This is a genomic window from Parageobacillus thermoglucosidasius (genome assembly GCF_001295365.1).
Classification (GTDB): Bacteria; Bacillota; Bacilli; order Bacillales; family Anoxybacillaceae; genus Parageobacillus; species Parageobacillus thermoglucosidasius.
Genome location: NZ_CP012712.1, coordinates 3,057,732 through 3,076,332, shown reverse-complemented (window position 1 = coordinate 3,076,332; position 18,601 = coordinate 3,057,732). Strand labels below are relative to the sequence as shown.

The following is an 18,601-nucleotide window of genomic DNA, read 5'->3' as shown; positions in this document are numbered from 1 at the left end:
AAGGCGAATGTTTGGAGAAGTGTAATTGGACTAAGGTGATTGGATTGCCCGTGTTGCCTAACTTGCCAGGACACGGGCTATACATGTATATAAGTTTAGAGTAAAAAGTTCATAAAGATGAAACAGCAAGTTGCATTTATTTAATGTAGTAAGAGAAAAAGTGGAGGCATAGAACTGTCAACATGTTTATATCTCGGAAATATATTCTTAACAAATTGGGAGATAAATGGTGAATGTTGTTCCCTCACCAAGTTTGCTTACAACGTCGATTTTTCCACCATGAGCATGAACAATTTCTTTAACGATTGTTAGTCCTAAGCCATTTCCAGGTTTATGTGAGTTTCTCGCTTTATCTACACGATAAAAGCGGTCGAATATATACGGTAAGTCTTTCTCTGGTATTCCCCAGCCAAAATCACGTATTACAATGACAATAGACTGCTCTGTGTTTTTTACGAGAATTTCTACAGGCGAATGGGCATCTGAGTATTTTAGCGCGTTATCAATTAAATTGAACATAGCGCGTTCCATATATTTTGTATCCATTTTTACAAACGGCAAATCATTTTGAATGGAAATATGAATGTTTGGATAATTCTTATAGACATCTTGAATATAGGCAAAAAAGCTGTTAGCATCTATCTGTTCGAATTGAAACACGTTTGTCTGGGCTTCGATATGGTTTAGTTCATAAATTCCTTTTACCAGGTGATTGATCGAGTGCAAATGTTTTTCAATCCTTTTTAAATATTCCTCATTTTTCTCCTTTCCTGCTATTCCATCTTGAATAGCTTCGATGTAGCCCAGCACTAAAGTAATTGGGGTCTTTAAGTCATGTGCGATATTTTCGAATATTTCACGGCGAGTTTGTTCGAGCTGTTTTAGTCTTTCATTAGTTTGTTTTAAAGATTCATTAACCTTTGTCAGTTGAGCGGTCCGCTCTGCTACTTTTTCTTCTAGTTGTAAATGCAGTGCTTCGTAATTGCTGATTAGATCATCCAACTTTTTTGCCATGTTGTTAAATGAAGAGTGAAGTACCTTAAATTCGTGTAACGACGGCTTTGCCATCTTGGTACGAAAATTTCCTGCACTTACTGAGCTAATTCCCTCGAGAAGTTCCTTGATTGGATTAGTAAAATGTTTCCAAATCGCGATGGAGCTGATAATTAAAATAATAGCAACGAAACATAGTAAACTGATAAACTGAAAGGAAAACGATTTTTTATAATCTGTTAATTTTTGTAAAGTAATTTGTTTGATCGAATCAATAATTTCTTCTTTAGGAATGACTGATATGAGACTCCAATTTGTATTTGGAATGATAGAACATAATATGATTTTATCTTTATCATTAATATTCCAAGAAATAGGCTTCTGCGCGCCGATAATTGTTTGAAGATGAGAGGATAAAAATGATAAATCATCTTTTGCCTTAGGCTGGTAGGCGATAAAACGGTGATTTTTGCTAATTAAAACAGCGTATGCAGAGGGTTCCTGGAATTTAAATTTCAGCAAGTGTTCTACTGCTTGAGAAATCGTAATGTCGATGCCAATGATGCCGATAAAATTTCCATTGCGGTCACGTATCGGCGTAGAAAGGGAAAACATTTCTTTGCGATGCGTCAAATCAACGTATGTATCAGTCCACACAGGTTCATTATTTGGAGAATGGGCTGCTAACGAGAAAAAATCTTTCTTTGTCAAATCAATATTGGGGGATAAATAACCGTTATTGATTTCCTGTCTCACATTCATTTTTGGATAAATACGCCAATAAGACTGTGGACTGATATAATAAATAGCCGCTACATGCGCATTTTGTTGAACAACTTTTTTAAATACAGGCTCTAAAGCTTTCGATAATATTAATCTTTGCCTAATTTCAGGTGTTAATTTATTGATAGCGCTTACACCCACATTTGATACATCTCCTTCTATCTCTTCCCAATAATATCCTTCCTTTTCTTTTGTTAATTTTAATTCGTAATGGGAGTAACCGCTAGGTTCAGTGAGAAGAAAGGAGGCTGTCGTGCTAATCATCCGTATTTGTTTTTCCAAGGAATTTAATTGTTCGTTAATACGGGCAGCCTGTTTATCTAAATTTTCCTGGTGTAAATATGTAATGTAATGAAGCATCGCTTTTTCAATTTGTTGCCTTGTCGTGTATAGCATATGTTTAGAACCTGTAATGGCAAAATAAAGAATAAGAAGAAGGGGACTAATGGATAAAAAAAAGAGTGTAATAAGCATTCGGCCGCGGAATGTGGAGAATATTTTCTGATAAATTCGGCACAAACTATTGAATTTCCTCATTAAATTTATATCCCGCCCCTCTAATGGTAATAATGATAGAAGGATTTTTTGGATCCTCTTCTATCTTTTTCCGTAATTTACCGATATGGACCATGACCGTTTGTATATCCACTTCACTATCATACCCCCATACTTTTTCCAATAAATGTTCAGCGCTAAAAACTTGTTGAGGATGCCTCATTAGAAAATGAAGAAGCTGAAATTCTTTCGATGTTAGGAAAATAGGGTTGCCACGGACATAACATTCATGCTTTTTGGGATTTAATTGGATAGACTGCGAGCAAATTGTATGATCTGTATCCCCAAACTGATTCATATGGGATTTGTAACGGCGCAAATGTGCTTGAATACGCGCTAATAGCTCATGAATGCTAAATGGCTTTCCAATGTAGTCATCCCCGCCGACATTCAGTCCGACGACTTTATCAATCTCTGAATCTTTGCAGCTTAAAAATAAAATAGGTGCGGTAGTAAGATGGCGAATTCTGCGACACAATTCAATGCCATCGAGGTCGGGAAGACGCACATCTAAAATGATTAAATCAGGCTGAGAGTTTTTTAGTTGGCTTAGTCCTTTTTCGGCATTATCCGCCTCGTAAAAACGATAGCCCTCTTTTGTTAAATAAAGTCCTACCAGTTCGCGAATTTCCTGTTCATCGTCAATCATTAAAATCGTTGCATTTTCTTTCATTGCATCCTCCTTATATTTCTTTATTTTTAGAATTTTAAGTTAATTTTACATTATTTTTGATTTTTGTTTAACAATTTTCTTTATAATGTTCGTAAAAATTAGCTGAAGCGGCAGGAGGGAAAATAGTGAAGCATAGTAGACCTCTTAATTATAAAGGAAAACAGATAATTCGTAAAATTGAGAAGGGAGAAAAGATGGAAGTTCAGGGATTGCAGTTGCCAATTGGCTGCACAACCGTATTTGATCCTGGCTGGGAAGCAGATGGATCAGGGATGGGATTGACAATGGCCTGTCAGCCGATGGAAAGGGATTTATACGGCTGTTACGGGGATTGCTGGTGGGCTGCTCAAGTACCAGACGGTTTAACGAAATATCCGGATTGGCATCAGGAATGCCCTGCTGTAGTAAGAGACTGGCAAAAATTAAAGTTTTTTGATGAATAATTTTGCCTCTAGAGAGGAGGGATAGTCAGTGAGGAAAATTTGGTTTGGGGTAATTATGGTAATCATTATTATCGTAGCTGTTGTAGCGGCTGTTTATGTAACAAAGAAAGAAAAAGAAAGTGCCTTGCCGGCTACAGCTGTTCGTCAAAATGGCACGGAGCAATGGGGAGAGGCCATTCAAAAAAATTGCCTGACATGCCATGCGATAAGAAGCGACGGGAGCATTGAGAGAATTAGCGATGTTCGCAAAACTCCTGAAGGATGGGAAGATACGATTTCTCGCATGCAACAAGTATGGGGGCTTCAAATTACACCGGAAGATAGAGCGGCGGTCGTAAAGGAATTGAGTGAGAAAAACGGTTTAGCTCCCGAAGAAACAGAAAAAGTGATGTATTGGTTGACAAGCAATGGTTCAACTATAGAACCAAAGTTGGGAAATGAAGCGATTGAAAAATCTTGTATTTCATGTCATGCAGGAGCAAGACCTTTGGCGCAGTACCGCACAGAGGAAGAGTGGAAGAAGTTGAAAGATTTCCATATTGCGTTTAACCCTTCGATGATTTATCAAATGCGAACCCAAAAGTGGGAAGAAGAATCAGAAAAAGTAATTGAATATTTAGCGAAAACACATGCGTTAAGTACGAAAGAATGGACAGAGTGGAAAAAGAGAAAGAAAGAGTATAAGTTAGAGGGAAGATGGCGTATTGTTGGCTATCGTCCAGGCATTGGAATGTATAGCGGTTATGCCGAGTTTCAAAGAAAGGGAGAGGATTTTTACGAGAATCGTACGATGCTGATGCCTGACGGAAAAACAGAAACATATAAAGGGAATGTTCGGATATTCACTGGTTATTCTCTTCGAAGCAGTCTAGAGGGGAAGAATAAGAAATTGCGCGGTGTATTTAACATTCAAAAAGATGGAATAACCATTAAAGGGCACTGGAACCAAGTGCGTGATATTGGTCAGTACGCTGATGAGACATATTACAAAGCAGACCGTACTACACTTTTGGCTGTATGGCCGAAAGCCATGAAAAAAGGAGAGACATCTGTAGTTCATATAATTGGAATGAAATTACCGGAACATGTGAAAAAAGAAGATTTTAAAACATCTGCTGGCATAGCCATTCGCAAAATTGAAAAACAAAAAAAAGATGATGTTTGGGTTCAACTTGAAGTTTCAAAAGATGTTAAGCCAGGTCCGCAAACAATTCAATTAGGAAATGAACAAATTACGATTCAAGTGTACGAAAAAATCGATTATATCAAAGTGACTCCGGAATATGGAGTAGCGCGTCTTAACTACTACGGACATCAACAAAGCGTACAATTTGAAGCTGTTGGCTATCACGTCGGTGCTGATGGAAAGAAAGGAACGAATGATGATGTAGAAATTGGTCCTGTTCCTGCCAAATGGAGCATGAAGGAGTTTTTATTAGGTCCAAATGATGATCATGACATTCATTTTGTAGGAACGATCAATACCGATACAGGTTTATTCACACCAGCTAATGGTGGACCGAATCCAAAAAGAGAATGGTCAACAAATAACGCTGGAAACGTAACGATTATTGCGACATATACAGATCCGTTGACAAAGAAACAAGTTCAAGGAGAAACATTTTTATTAGTAACGGTACCTGATTACATTTACATTCGTTAAGAAGGGAGAAAGGAGGAGATTTTTATTTTACAGGAAAATGATATGCTCTCTTTAACAAATGAGTTGATGTTTGAGGTTAACAACCAGCCTTATATTTTTCAAGGGTTAAGCGGAGTGATTAGCGAGCTATCTTCCGTCAGCGAGACAGTGTTAAAGAACATTCCAAAACGTGGTATTTCCTTTCGAATGTTGTGCGATTCATTAAAAGATCAGTATTCGGTGGAACTACTCACAGAGGTTGTCGAAGAATTGATCCAACAGGAAATTGTTATTAGGAATGGTTTAATAGGGAAGATGAGCCAAACGCCAGGCGTTCCAATTGGCGATCTCCCAGTCCAAACTTTGGTCTTTCACTTGATTAATGAATGTAATTTAGGCTGTACGTATTGCTATGCAGGAGGCGGACATTATGGAAAGCCGATGAAAACCATGGATCGGCAAACTGCAGAACAGGCGCTTTATTTTCTAATGGAATCATCGAAAAATAGCCCTTCCGTTTCCGTTATTTTATTCGGCGGGGAACCTACATTAAATTGGGAACTGTTAAAACATACGGTTGAATATGGCACAGAGCTTGCAAAGAAGTATGGGAAAACAATTGATTTTTCCTTAACGACAAATGGCACTCTTTTAACAGAACGGAGAATTGATTTTTTAGCACAACATCGTGTTGGTGTATCAGTAAGCATCGATGGAGATGAATCGGTACAAAATCAATGGCGTCCTTTTAAAACTGGGTTTGGCTCATACGAGATTGTAAGCAAAAATGTAAAAAAATTAATTGAGCGCCACCGTACCCGGCCCATTGCTGCGCGGGTAACATTAACTAAACATTTCCCGCCGATTCGTGAGACGTTTTTTCACCTAAAAAACATGGGATTTCACGAAGTTGGATTTGCCCCTGTAACAGAAACAGAAGAAGCATTTATTTTAAACAATCAAGAACTTTACCGTTTGCTTAATGAGTTTGAAGAATTGACACAGTTATTTATTGAAGAGGCAAAAGAAGATCGCTATCTTGGCTTTTCTAATCTAGTAAATATTCTGGTAGAACTGCATAAAGGAGTCAATAAAGGATATGGATGTGGCGCAGGCATGGGTTTTTTTGCTGTGAGTCCGAACGGGGAACTATTCCTTTGTCATCGATTTAATGAACAGCAAAATTATCAGTTAGGAAATATTTATACAGGGGTAAACCGCGACGCACAAAAAGCTCTGCTAGGATCGTTGCATGTTGATAATAAAACTACTTGTTCCCGCTGTCCGTTGAAGCACACGTGCGCGGGTGGATGTTATTACGAAGCGAAAGAGAGAATGGGGGAAATTACGTCTCCTAACTTGCACTACTGTCAATGGATGAAGCGGTGGTATACGATTGGACTAAAAGCATACGTGCAAATTATGAAATATAATTCAACCTTTTTAGATCGGGTCGCGGGTTTTCAGGCTAATTGCCACACTTCCTAGCAGAAGGGGGAGAGGATGTTGAAAAGAGCCATTTACCGTAGTTTATATCTTTGTGCTATGTTTGTCTTCCTTTTCACGCTGCCGTTTCACGCAGAAGAAACGGCGAAAACGAAAGAAATGCTTTACATTGGGGGATTGGATTATGTATTTGCCGTAGACCCAAAGACGAAAGAGGTTACGGAGATCCCTGTAAAAGGTGCTGCAAGAAACATGTCTTGGACAGAAAATGGACAAAAATTATTTGTTGTAACAGGGGCAAGGCAAACGGTTGAAGTGATTGATACGTTAAAAAATAAAGTCGTTGATACTCTCTCCTTTTCTTCTGGCAATTCGATTAACCGCATTTACGGCTTAGCGGTTGATCTAAAAGGAGATTATTTGTACGCAACAGTGATGCGTGCGAAAAAGACGGGAACGGAATTAAAGTCACTACCCCCTGTTATTCAAGTGATAGATGTAAAAACAAAAAAAGTCGTGAAAGAAATAGATGTTCCGTGGGGAACGCATACGCTGCAATTTTTTAAAGACGGGAAGCGCATTGCCGTATGGGCGAGAGATTTATATATATACGATATTGAAAAAGATGAATTGAAGTTACACCACTCTATCATGTATCCCGATGATGGGAAAAAAGGAATTGGGAACGTGCTCTATTTTTGGGACCGTGTAGCAGACGGTCATTACCTTTCCGTATCTACAAACTATAAATTTTATCCAGAAACAGGAAAAGTAACGGAAGGAATTTTAACGCTTGATCTTGTTACAGGGGAAGTAAAGGAGTATGAGTTTCAGGGAGAAATGCTCGGACTTTTTTCCGGAGCAGTTACAAAAGATCGAAAATATGCATATGTCGGGATGAATATGTTAGCAAAAGTAAATTTAGAAACGGGAAAATATGAGAAAGTCGTTCCAAATGTTCCAGGGACGTCATACGGATTTAATATTAGTGGGGATGACAAGACGGTTTACGTATCGGGAGCAGGCCCGGATGTCAGTTTTTATGATGCAGAGACATTAGAGCTATTGGAGACGATTCCGCTTCGGACAGATACGATGGATGTACGGGTCGTTCAAGTTCAACAGCCATAAGGAAGTGGTATGTATGGAGTTAGCAGTTGCCTGTCAAGATATTCAACAGCTTTCGTTAATTAAAGGGGATAAGGGGTTGACAGCACTCAATTCGGTTGAAAGAGAAACGTATTTATATATCCAAAAATGCGTGCGCTCCCGTTTAGGGCATTTTTCCCCAACCCGCCTTTATTTCGGATCTGAGTTTTGTCAATATCGAATTCCGAAAGAAACGGATTTAAAAACAGCATATGCTTTTGCAAAGGAAAACGGATATGACTTTACATTCGTTACCCCGTATGTTCCAGAGGCGGGGATGAGAAAACTGCTTCCTCTTTTAGAATGGCTTGAAACGGAAGGAAGTGGTGTAGAGGTAGTCGTAAGTGATTGGGGAGTGTTGTATTTGATTGTGACAACATTCCCGTCGCTGCAACCTGTGGTGGGACGGTTATTAAACAAGATGATTCGCGATCCACGTGTCGCCCATCGCTATGATCAAACAGAGGCACCAAAGCAAGCGAAAGAAGTATTTTTCCATTCGTCCTTTGAAACTGCCTCTTTTCAAACATTTTTTCGCCGGTTTCATGTCAAATCGGTTGAATATGATTCGTTTATTCAGCCAGTACATGCATTGAAAACTCCGCTTTCTATATCGCTGCATCTCGGATTCGCTGTCATTGCGACGGGGAGATCATGCCTTGTCGGCACCCTTCATCAGCCGAAGGAAAAGAAATTTAAGGGAGATGTTTCTTGTAAACAACAATGTCGTCATTATGCAGCCGAGTTAATCAATAAAAAGCCGCAATTAGGAGAACTGCCTGTTCGTATATTTCAAAAAGGCAATACAGCATTTTATAAGCAAACGTTTGAACTAGTTGAAAAAGGGCTCGATTGGGCTTTTGAAAATGGGGTTTGCCGCCTTGTTGTAAATCCGAAAATACCTGTTTAGCAAAGGGGGAGGTTGTTTGAAAGTATTGGCGCCGATCAGCAAGGCAGAAGAGGTGGAGATGCTTGTAAAAAGCGGAGCGGAGGAATTTTATGTAGGATATATCCCGTTTAAATGGCTAAAGCATTTCACCGCGGGAGTATGGATGAACCGCCGCGCCCCCCAGGCAAGTATTCCTTCGATTGAAGAGTACGCAGAGTTAATTGAGAAATCGCATTCATACGGTGTTCCGGTTTTTATGACATTGAATGCGCCGTATTATACAAATACTCAGCTTCCGCTTTTGTTGGAGATAGCTAAGGAAGTTTACGACTGCGGAACCGATGCATTCATTGTTAGCGAAATTGGATTAATGATATCGATTAAAGAGGCAATCCCTGATGCGGTAATTCATGTAAGCAGCTTAGCAGCACCGATAAATAGCCAAAGCGTAAAGCTGTATCGAGAGTTAGGGGCTTCACGAATCGTATTTCCACGGAGTTTATCTTTAGCAGAAATGAATGAAGTGATGGAAGCAGGAGGACGTGATTTAGAGTACGAGTTATTTATTTTAAATGACGGATGCATTTATGAGGAAAGCTTTTGTTTTACCACCCATAACCAAGTTGGTGCGTTTTGCGCATCGCAAAACTGGGATTTTCAATTTATGTCAGCGAGAGAGGAAAAAGAATTATCGGTGAAGGAAAGAGAGAAGCTGCAAAATCACTTAAAAGATTATCATGAATTTGTTTGGTTTACACATAGCTGCGGATGCTCGATATCAAACAGTGGGATTTCTCTAGGTCCTTGCGGGCTATGTTCCTTAAAGAAGATTGCCGAATTAGGCATCGATTCATTGAAAATTGTTGGACGCGAGGCAAATTCCTTAAGAAAGCTAGCCAGTGTTCAGCTTGTTTCTGCCGTTGTCAAAGCGGTAAGGGAAGGAATAGATGAAGTAGGGTTGCAAAAAAAGGCAAAACAGCTAAGAAAAACTCCAGAATTTTGTGATTCAGGATATATGTGTTACTACCGATGAAAGACAATATCCGTCTTCTTCAATGGTTGCAGCCTTTTTTTGCGCCCTATCGCTGGGTCTTGCTTGTGGTTCTCTGTTTAGCTTTGATTACGACGATAGCAGATTTGTCTTATCCATACTTATCGAAGGTGTTTATCGATCATGTATTAATAAAGCAAAAGTATTCTTTAGAATCGGTCATTTCGGTAACACTTGTAATCGTTGTGCTTAGCGTGATTTTGCAAAATGTGAACAGCTATATTTATCTGTATATTACGTTAAACATCACGAAAAAATTGCGGATGTATTTTTTCGATAGACTAGAACGCTTGCCGTATGAATTTTTTGTACGAACAAAGATCGGGGACTTAACCAACCGATTAAACAGCGATTTGAATATCGTACACGGAACGTTGACAGATGGCGTTTTCCAATTCATTATGTCTGTTTTTAACTTCTTGTTTATCACTGCCATGTTAGTTTATTTAAATTGGCAGCTCTTTTTGGTAACGCTGATTATATTTCCGATATTACTATGGTCTATGTTTTATTTCCGGCCTAAGCTTATGCAAAAAACGAAAGAAATTCGCATTCTTCAAGGTGATATTCAATCACATATCATTGACACATTCAGTCATATACGTTCTATCAAACTATTGCAGGCTGAGGCGGACCGGACAGAGCGTTTAGGAAGAAAAATCAATGTATTAAATACTACTTCCCTTGGGTATGCTCTCTTAGAAAGTATTGCCGCGGGTATTCCGAGAGTGGCAACAACGGCGGCGACAGCTCTTGTTCTATTCATTGGTGGAATGAAGGTGCTAAACGGAACGTTAACCGTTGGCAGCTTGCTTGCCTTTACCACGTATTTGAGCCGCTTTTTTGCGCCGGTTCAAACAATCGCTGGGTTATACATTCGTTTTCAAAATATGTTTGTTTCATTAGAAAGGATTATAGAATATTTGCATCTGCCAAGCGAGGATACTCATTTTCCGGCGTATCCGAAGAAGATAGATGAAACGTCAACATTCCAGTTTATCAACGTATGTAAACAAATGGGGAATCGAAAATATTTGTTTAGCGATGTAAACGTTACGATTTGTTCCGGCTGCTCGTATGCGTTAGTAGGGGCAAGTGGAATTGGGAAAAGCATGTTTGTCGATTTACTTGTCCGTTTGGCGAAACCATCGCGTGGAACAATTTTATTCCAAGGCACCGATCTAGAAAATTTACCGATTTATGAACTTCGCCAAAAAGTGATTGTAATTCCTCAAGAAGCGGAGATGATTCACGATACGGTGAAAGAGAACTTATTGCTTGGCTTTTCTGAGGAAAAGCGAAAACAAATAACAGAAAACGAGCTTTTCCATGTTTGCAGGCAAGTAGGCCTACATGATGAAATTCAGAGTCTTCCTCATCAGTATGAAACGGTCATTGGCGAAAAAGGCAAATTATTTTCTGGGGGGCAAAAACAGCGCCTCGCCATTGCCCGTGGGTTGCTGCGAAATCCCGAAGTTCTTGTTTTGGATGAGGCGACAAGCGGACTGGATTTTCTAGCAGAAAAAGAAATTTTCACCAGAATCGATGAATGGCGCAAAGCTCGCCCTAACCGTACTTTAATCGTTATTTCGCACCGAATTGCATCACTTGATTGGTTAGAGCGCTACCTAGTGATAGAACATGGAAAAATTGTCGAGACAACTAGCTATGAGGAGATGATAAATAAAATCGAGAAGGCTGAACGGGCAGGGGAGAAAGGAGAGGAGCGAAGTGGAAGCATCTATCAGCCAAGCTTGTAATTCCCAGCGAAATGAAGTGAAAATTGCTGTCATAGATAGCGGGGTGAATCCTTATCATTCCCATATAAACGGGATTGACGGCGGCATCGCTTTGCGTGTGAACAGGGAGGGGGGGGATCGAATACCACGACGACCTTCGAGACCGATTGGGACATGGAACTGCCGTTACAGCGGTACTCAAATATCTACTCTCGGACGTCCGTGTTTTTGCCGTGAAAATTTTCGATGAAAAATTGGCGACCTATCCTTCCGTTTTAGCAGAAGCCATCTATTGGTGCATTAATGAAAAGATGAATATTGTTAATTTGAGTCTTGGAATTGCGAGGGATGACAAGAAAGTGAGGGAAGCTTGCCAAGCAGCGTATGAGGCAGGAATTGTGATGGTATCGGCTTATGATGAAGGGAATCAGCTTTACTGGCCTGCGAAGTATGAAACGGTTTTAGGGGTATGTGCTGGGGAAGTTCCTCGCCATGAATGGCGGTTTGTAACGAAAAAGTTTTTCCGTGCTTGTGGCTATCCCCGTGAACTACCTAGTAACCTGCAATTATATAACATTCACGGGCACAGTTTTGCCGCTGCGCATTTTTCTGCCACAGTGGCCCGCCTTTTACAGGAGCATTACGACTGGCAAAGCGGGGATGTATTTATGTATTTTGAAAATTTATATAGAAACAGGGTTTTATATTACATGGATGCATCTTCAAGATAATGAAGGTATCGGGATAAAACGCTATTTGTTAAGTTTATCATGGCAATATGTTCTAGCCAATATTGATATAATATATAATATCATATATAATACAAATATATATAATTTTTTGAATTTTAAAATAATAGGAGGTGAATGCATTTAAAAATGGTATTTGCAATGACAGGACAAGAAATATTGAAGGAGGGGGTTGCATGCAATTTCAATTTGGCATCCCAAGCCAAGCAATATTTGGGGAGGGAAGTATTCAAAAACTTCCAGAAGTTTTAACGCAATTTGACGCGAAAAAGATCCTATTAGTGTATGATAGCGGTGTGAAAGCAGCAGGTATTATAGATCATGTTCATAATCTATTAAGTAATGTGGAAGCGGACGTCGTTGCTTTTGATAAAGTACTTCCAAATCCACCAGATACAATCGTGGAAGAAGGAGCAGAATTGGCAAAAAAGGAGCAGGTGGATATGATCATAGCGGTTGGCGGCGGGAGCACCATTGATTGTGCGAAAGCTATCAATATTTTGCTAACAAACCCAGGACCTATTCATCAATATGATGGATTAAATCTTGTTAAAAATCCAACAAAACCTCTCATTGCTGTTCCAACAACAGCAGGCACGGGCAGTGAAGTGACGGCATTTACGGTGATTACCGATACGACAGGCCTAAAAAAGATGGTTATTGGCGGGCAACATTGTGGGGCAACGATCGCTTTGCTAGATCCTGAACTAACTATTGGGCTTCCGCCATCGGTTACAGCTGCCACGGGGATGGATGCTTTGACTCACGCTATTGAAGCGTATGTTTCGAAAGCTGCCTCCATTCCAAGTGATATTAATGCGCTAAAAGCAGTTGAACTCATTTTCAATAACCTTGAAGAAGCTTATCAAAATGGAACAAATAAAACGGCTCGAACAAATATGCTTCTCGGAAGCATGCTGGCTGGATATGCTTTTAATTCTGCGGTGCTTGGATTAGTTCATGCAATCGCCCACCCGCTTAGCGTTCATTGCGGGCTAGCTCACGGTGTGGCGAACGCTTGTTGTTTGCCTTATGTAATGGAATTTAATGCGGAATGCGAAAATGTGGCGGAAAAATACAAAAACATTGCCATTGCTATGGGGCTTGATGTACAAGGTTTATCCATTAAAGAATCTGCCCAATGTGCCATTGATGCGGTTAAAGAATTATCGGAAAGCATCGATATCCCCGCTTTACGGGAGTTAGGTGTTAGAAAAGAACAATTTGACAGGCTCGCAGAAGATACTTTAAAAGAGATTGCGATTTTATTTAATCCGAGAGAGGCAACAAAGGAAGATGTTTTGCGCATTCTTGAAACCGCTTACTGATCTGTGGGTAAAGGAGGAAGAGGATGAAAAAGTATCAGCTGTTTATTGATGGAAAATGGGTAGATTCTGTTTCAGGAAAAACGTTTACATCGATTAATCCAGCAACGAAAGAAGTCAACGGAATCATCGCGGAAGGGGATGCGGCCGATATTGATTTAGCGGTAAAAGCGGCCCGCAAAGCATTTGAATCGGGGCCATGGGCTTCGATGTCTCCAAGTGAGCGTGGCCGATTATTGTATCGAGCTGCCCAAAAACTATGGGAGAATGTTGATTATCTAGCAGAAGTTGAATCAAATGATAACGGGCTCACGATTAATGAAACAAAGCTGATCGCCATTCCAGCTGCCATTGATGTACTTGAATTTTACGCGGGGATAGCAAACAAAATTCAAGGGGATACGCTTGCATCTCCAGCAAATCGTTTTAATTATACGCTTCGTGAGCCAGTTGGTGTAGTCGGTGCCATTGTTCCGTGGAATTTTCCAATCATGCTGACAATGTGGAAATTGGCGCCGGCACTGGCAGCGGGAAATACGATTGTGATCAAGCCGGCGGAACAAACACCAATCAGTGTGCTCGAATTAGCAAGATTGTTGCAAGAAGCCGGTATTCCAGACGGGGTCATTAATGTGGTGAACGGTTACGGTCCTACAGCAGGGGCTGCACTTGCTTCTCATCCAGATGTGGACAAAATAGCATTTACCGGTTCAACAGCAACAGGAAGGCTGATCATGCAGGCGGCAAGTAAACATTTAAAGCCGATTTCCCTAGAATTAGGAGGGAAATCTCCGAATATTGTATTTGATGATGCTGATATGGATGCGGCAATTAGCGGCTCATTATTTGGCATTTACTTTGCGCAAGGGCAAGTTTGCGCGGCAGGTTCAAGGCTGTTTGTTCAAGAAACTATTTACGACCGTTTCGTAGAGGAGTTTGCCCGCAAAGCGGAGTCCATTCGCGTTGGCCATCCGCTTGACCCGGCGACACAAATGGGCCCGCAAGTATCCGAAGAACAGTTAAATATCATTGAGAGGTATGTTGAAATTGGCAAGCAAGAAGGGGCCACGCTTGTAACAGGGGGAAAGCGAAAGGAAGAGTGCGGAAATGGGTTTTATTATACTCCGACCGTATTTGCAGATGTTGACAACAATATGACGATAGCAAAGGAAGAAATTTTTGGGCCTGTCGTATCCATTATTCGGTTTAAAGACGAAGAAGATGTATTAAAAAAGGCAAACGAAAGTATTTACGGATTAGCATCAGGTGTATGGACAACCAATTTGGCCCGCGCCCATCGAATGGCACGCGGATTGAAAGCGGGAACAGTGTATGTTAACACGTTCAGTATGTTAGACAGCGCTGCCCCGTTTGGCGGAATGAAACAAAGCGGATTTGGACGTGAGCTTGGTATAGAAGCAATGAACATGTATACACAAACGAAACATGTATGGGTGGATTTAAGTCAAGAGAAATTCAATTGGTACGGCTTATAAGATAGGCCATTACCCTCATAAAGGTCTTTCCCTGTTCTTCGATTTAGGAAAGGCCATTATTTTTGAAACTCTTCTTTCAAAATAAAATAACAGCTGACATTTTTTCTATATAATAAATAATATTTTCACGTTATATCATAACTTTTTGTAATGACATCGTTTTCGTGCTGGCCAGAAGAAAGGTAGATATCCTTTGGAGTGTGTGCAGAAACAGGATAAGCGGCATAATATATCATCCATAAGGACAATTAATGGATCCAAAAAGCAATAAGAGGAGGGGAAGATGGGGGATTTTATGAAAAAAATGAAGGAAGATCCTTTTGCGAATTATTTAGGCATCACTATCGAAGATGTCGAGGAAGGATATGCCAAAGTATCAATGGAAATAAAGGGAAATCTGCTGAACTTTCACGGCAGTGCCAATGGAGGAGCGATTTTTTCTTTGGCTGATGTTGCTTTTGCTTGTGCTAGCAATTCACATCATCAAGCGGCAGTTGGTATCGCGATGACCATATATTATATGCAAGCCAGCGGAATGGGAGATAGATTGGTAGCAATTGCGCGCGAAGAAACGAAACCACACCGTCTCGGGGTATATCGAATCGAAGTGTTGAATGACAAAGGAGAATTAATTGCTTTGGCCGAAGGAATGGCATATCGGAAGAGAGACAAACTTGTTCCGTAATCTTCTAGGCAGCAAAAATCGAGTCCGGCTCTGCGGAAGTGCCCAAAAGCAGCTAAGGTTTTGTCTAGAACAGAAAAGATGTCCAAATGGCTGCAAGAAATACTAAGGAAACGAACAGCGATCGTTTTTTATTTGTCTTCTTCGGTACGATAAGCAGATGCCCCATCAGCCTGATGCGCCGCGGAATGTCACTTCATTGGAGAGCACGCAGGAGCAAATGTTCTATGCGGTCTTTTTCTCGATATTCAATCGGGGGAAGGCCGTTTCGTTTTTCGTGGAAGCGACTGATTATAAAAATGGATTATGCTCCCGCTTGAGTCCCATTTACTGTTTTGTTTGATCGTGTTTGGAAGTGCTTCATTTCAAATAAATAACTTTTTGCGTTAAAAGCTTGCCGTTTTTTCTAGTCAAAAGGAACATCCCATCTTTTTTGCTTAAAAGCAAAAAAGCGACAAAAATAGTAGTTGACAATTTTGAATATTAGATATATTTTAAACTTAAATATGATGTTAAATATGTATTACGTTATATAAACGTGATATATATTTATTTTCAAAATATTGATGAAAGCGCTTAAAAGGAGGATGGGAGTATGATTTTGCATCGCATTGAAACGGCTTCCAGAGCAGAAATGGAAACATTGCAGCTCGAGAGGCTGCAACAAACGGTCAAGAGGGTATACGAGCATGTGCCGTTTTATCGTCAAAAGCTGGATGAACATGGAGTAAAGCCAGAGCATATTCGTACGCTGAATGATGTGAAAAAGCTGCCGTTTACAACGAAGAAAGACTTGCGGGAACATTATCCGTTTGGGCTGCTTGCCGTTAGCATCCAAGATTGTGTCCGCATTCACGCTTCTAGCGGAACGAGCGGAAAGCCGACGGTGGTAGCGTATACGAAAAACGACATTAACCATTGGGCAGATGTGGTGGCGCGCGCGATTGCCATTGCTGGCGGAAAGCCGGGGAATATTGTGCACAACGCTTATGGATACGGACTGTTTACTGGCGGGCTTGGACTTCATTACGGAAGCGAGCGGTTAGGTGCGGTGACTGTTCCAGTATCAGGCGGGAATACGGATCGGCAAATCATGATTATTGAAGATTTTAAGCCAGATGTTATTTGTGGCACCCCTTCCTACGTATTGAACATCGCTGAACGGATGAAAGAGCTTGGCAAAGATCCGCGGAAAACATCGTTAAAATATGGGATTTTCGGAGCGGAACCATGGTCGGAGGAAATGCGGAGAACATTAGAACGGGAATTCGGAATTAAAGCGTGTGATATTTATGGATTGAGTGAAGTCATCGGCCCTGGGGTTGCAATGGAATGCCATGAGGCGCAGAACGGATTGCATGTTGCCGAGGATCATTTCTTTGTTGAAGTCATTCATCCGGATACACTCGAGCCAGTGGGAGAAGGCGAGGAAGGAGAGCTTGTCTTTACCAGCTTGACAAAAGAAGCGTTTCCAGTCATTCGCTATCGCACAGGCGATATCGCTTCCATTACGAAGGAACCGTGTGCATGTGGACGAACAACCACAAGGATGTCGAGAATTAAAGGGCGTGTTGATGATATGCTCATTATACGCGGTGTTAACGTTTTTCCATCTGAAATAGAACATTATTTATTGACGGTCCCAGAGCTTGCGCCACATTATCAAGTCCACATTTTGCGAAAAGGAATGCTCGATGTCGTGGAATTGCAAGTCGAGATAAGCGAGCGCTTCTATCAAGAAATCCGAAGCAATCTTCACGATGAACGCGTTCGCGATTTAGTGAAGCGAATACAGCATTTGTTGAAAAACCACTGTCTTGTGTCTATCAATGTTAATATTCATCCGCCAAAATCCATTCCGCGTTCAGAGGGGAAAGCGATTCGTATAGTAGATTACCGCAAGGAGAAAGCATTATTGTAAGAAAATTAGCAATTTTATTATTGCATTATTTATAACGTTATTTTATAATTACGTTAAATAAACGTTATATATTTTAATTGGGAGGTGTAAGGAAATGCCCGTAGTAACATCGTTAAGACGGATATCTGAAGAGGAAAAATACGAGCGGTTTATGAAGAGAATTGAAGCGGGGGAGAAAATTGAGGCAGATGATTGGATGCCAGAAGATTATCGAATGACGTTGATTAAACTTATTGCGATGCATGGCATTAGTGAAATTATGGGAGCGCTTCCAGAGAAAGAATGGGTTCCGAAAGCTCCTTCGCTAAGAAGAAAGCTTGGCATTATGGCGAAAGTGCAGGATGAAATGGGACATGGTCAACTTCTTCTCCGCGTTGCGGAAGATTTAATGGCGCCGCTTGGAAAAACGCGCGAGGAGATTATGCAAGATTTGTTCAAAGGAGATTTAAAGTTTCATAACGTGTTTCATATGCCTGCGCCGACTTGGGCGGATGCGGGATTGATCGGCTGGCTTGTTGACGGAGCTGCGATTATTACGCAGACAAACATGCTAGATGCTTCTTACGGGCCGTATGCGCGGGCGTTAAAGCGGATTTGTGCGGAAGAAGTGTTCCACGCCCAGCACGGCGAATCGATTATTTTAGCGCTTGCAGAAGGAACGAAAGAGCAAAAAGAGATGTTGCAAGATGCGTTGAATCGTTGGTGGGAAGCGTTGTTAATGTTCTTTGGTCCTGATAGTGCAGCAACAACTGGGACATCGAAACAAGATATTACGATTAAATACCGCATACGGACGAAAACAAATGAGCAATTGCGTCAAGATTTCTTTACGAAATATGTGCCGCGCATTTTGTCGATAGGATTAAAGCTCCCAGATGAAACGATGCATTTTGATGAAGCGAAAGGAAAATGGGTTTACAAGCAGCCAGATTGGAACAAATTTAAAGAAATTATTCGCAACAACGGGCCAAAATCAAAAGAGCGGCTTCGTCTTCGCGAGCTATCGTACCACAATAACGCTTGGGTTCGTGAAGCGTTAAGCGGTCAATCAGCAGCAGTGTGAGA

The 18,601-nt window shown here is 40.8% G+C and carries 15 protein-coding genes; 13 read left to right on the top strand and 2 right to left on the bottom strand.

Features of this window, described 5'->3' with window-relative positions:
* Positions 1-207: 207 nt before the first annotated feature.
* Together AOT13_RS15055 and AOT13_RS15050 are read right to left on the bottom strand one after the other, a co-directional pair.
* Complete coding sequence (locus AOT13_RS15055; protein WP_161938929.1) at positions 208-2,172, bottom strand: ATP-binding protein; 1,965 nt, start codon at positions 2,170-2,172, stop codon at positions 208-210.
* A gap of 124 nt (positions 2,173-2,296) precedes the next feature.
* Positions 2,297-3,004, bottom strand: a complete 708-nt coding sequence (locus AOT13_RS15050; RefSeq protein WP_003249784.1) for a response regulator transcription factor — start codon at positions 3,002-3,004, stop codon at positions 2,297-2,299.
* 125 nt (positions 3,005-3,129) lie between these two features.
* On the opposite strand from AOT13_RS15050, the gene qhpC reads away from it, so the two are divergent.
* The 13 genes from qhpC (at position 3,130) to paaA (ending at position 18,599) form a co-directional block, all read left to right on the top strand.
* Positions 3,130-3,447 (top strand): quinohemoprotein amine dehydrogenase subunit gamma, encoded by a 318-nt coding sequence (qhpC, locus tag AOT13_RS15045; protein ID WP_035501925.1) that lies wholly within the window; start codon positions 3,130-3,132, stop codon positions 3,445-3,447.
* Positions 3,448-3,475: 28 nt separating this feature from the next.
* Complete coding sequence (gene peaA, locus AOT13_RS15040; protein WP_003249788.1) at positions 3,476-5,110, top strand: quinohemoprotein amine dehydrogenase subunit alpha; 1,635 nt, start codon at positions 3,476-3,478, stop codon at positions 5,108-5,110.
* Between the two features lie 42 nt (positions 5,111-5,152).
* Positions 5,153-6,577, top strand: coding sequence for a radical SAM/SPASM domain-containing protein (locus tag AOT13_RS15035; RefSeq protein WP_003249789.1), 1,425 nt, complete (start codon positions 5,153-5,155; stop codon positions 6,575-6,577).
* 15 nt (positions 6,578-6,592) lie between these two features.
* Positions 6,593-7,666 carry a YncE family protein gene (locus tag AOT13_RS15030; RefSeq protein WP_003249790.1) on the top strand — a complete coding sequence of 358 codons (1,074 nt, stop codon included), beginning with the start codon at positions 6,593-6,595 and terminating at the stop codon, positions 7,664-7,666.
* A 13-nt stretch (positions 7,667-7,679) separates the two neighbouring features.
* Positions 7,680-8,594, top strand: coding sequence for a hypothetical protein (locus AOT13_RS15025; protein WP_003249791.1), 915 nt, complete (start codon positions 7,680-7,682; stop codon positions 8,592-8,594).
* 16 nt (positions 8,595-8,610) lie between these two features.
* Complete coding sequence (locus AOT13_RS15020) at positions 8,611-9,606, top strand: peptidase U32 family protein (protein WP_003249792.1); 996 nt, start codon at positions 8,611-8,613, stop codon at positions 9,604-9,606.
* The gene (locus AOT13_RS15015) at positions 9,603-11,384 is read left to right on the top strand and encodes an ABC transporter ATP-binding protein (protein WP_042383862.1); all 1,782 of its coding nucleotides are present in this window, start codon (positions 9,603-9,605) and stop codon (positions 11,382-11,384) included. The genes AOT13_RS15020 and AOT13_RS15015 overlap by 4 nt, the downstream gene beginning before the upstream one ends.
* A 146-nt stretch (positions 11,385-11,530) precedes the next feature.
* Entirely contained in the window at positions 11,531-12,094 is a 564-nt protein-coding gene (locus AOT13_RS15010; RefSeq protein ID WP_232511538.1) for a S8 family serine peptidase, read from the top strand.
* Between the two features lie 131 nt (positions 12,095-12,225).
* Positions 12,226-13,440: an iron-containing alcohol dehydrogenase gene (locus AOT13_RS15005; protein ID WP_230457089.1), complete on the top strand. Its 1,215-nt coding sequence runs from the start codon at positions 12,226-12,228 to the stop codon at positions 13,438-13,440.
* 23 nt (positions 13,441-13,463) lie between these two features.
* The gene (locus AOT13_RS15000; RefSeq protein ID WP_003249798.1) at positions 13,464-14,933 is read left to right on the top strand and encodes an aldehyde dehydrogenase family protein; all 1,470 of its coding nucleotides are present in this window, start codon (positions 13,464-13,466) and stop codon (positions 14,931-14,933) included.
* 283 nt (positions 14,934-15,216) lie between these two features.
* Entirely contained in the window at positions 15,217-15,618 is a 402-nt protein-coding gene (locus AOT13_RS14995) for a hotdog fold thioesterase (RefSeq protein WP_003249800.1), read from the top strand.
* Positions 15,619-16,210: 592 nt separating this feature from the next.
* Positions 16,211-17,536, top strand: a complete 1,326-nt coding sequence (paaK, locus tag AOT13_RS14990) for a phenylacetate--CoA ligase PaaK (RefSeq protein WP_003249802.1) — start codon at positions 16,211-16,213, stop codon at positions 17,534-17,536.
* Positions 17,537-17,630: 94 nt separating this feature from the next.
* On the top strand, positions 17,631-18,599 hold the full coding sequence (gene paaA / locus AOT13_RS14985) for a 1,2-phenylacetyl-CoA epoxidase subunit PaaA (RefSeq protein WP_003249805.1): 969 nt from the start codon (positions 17,631-17,633) through the stop codon (positions 18,597-18,599).
* The last annotated feature ends 2 nt before the right edge of the window (positions 18,600-18,601 follow it).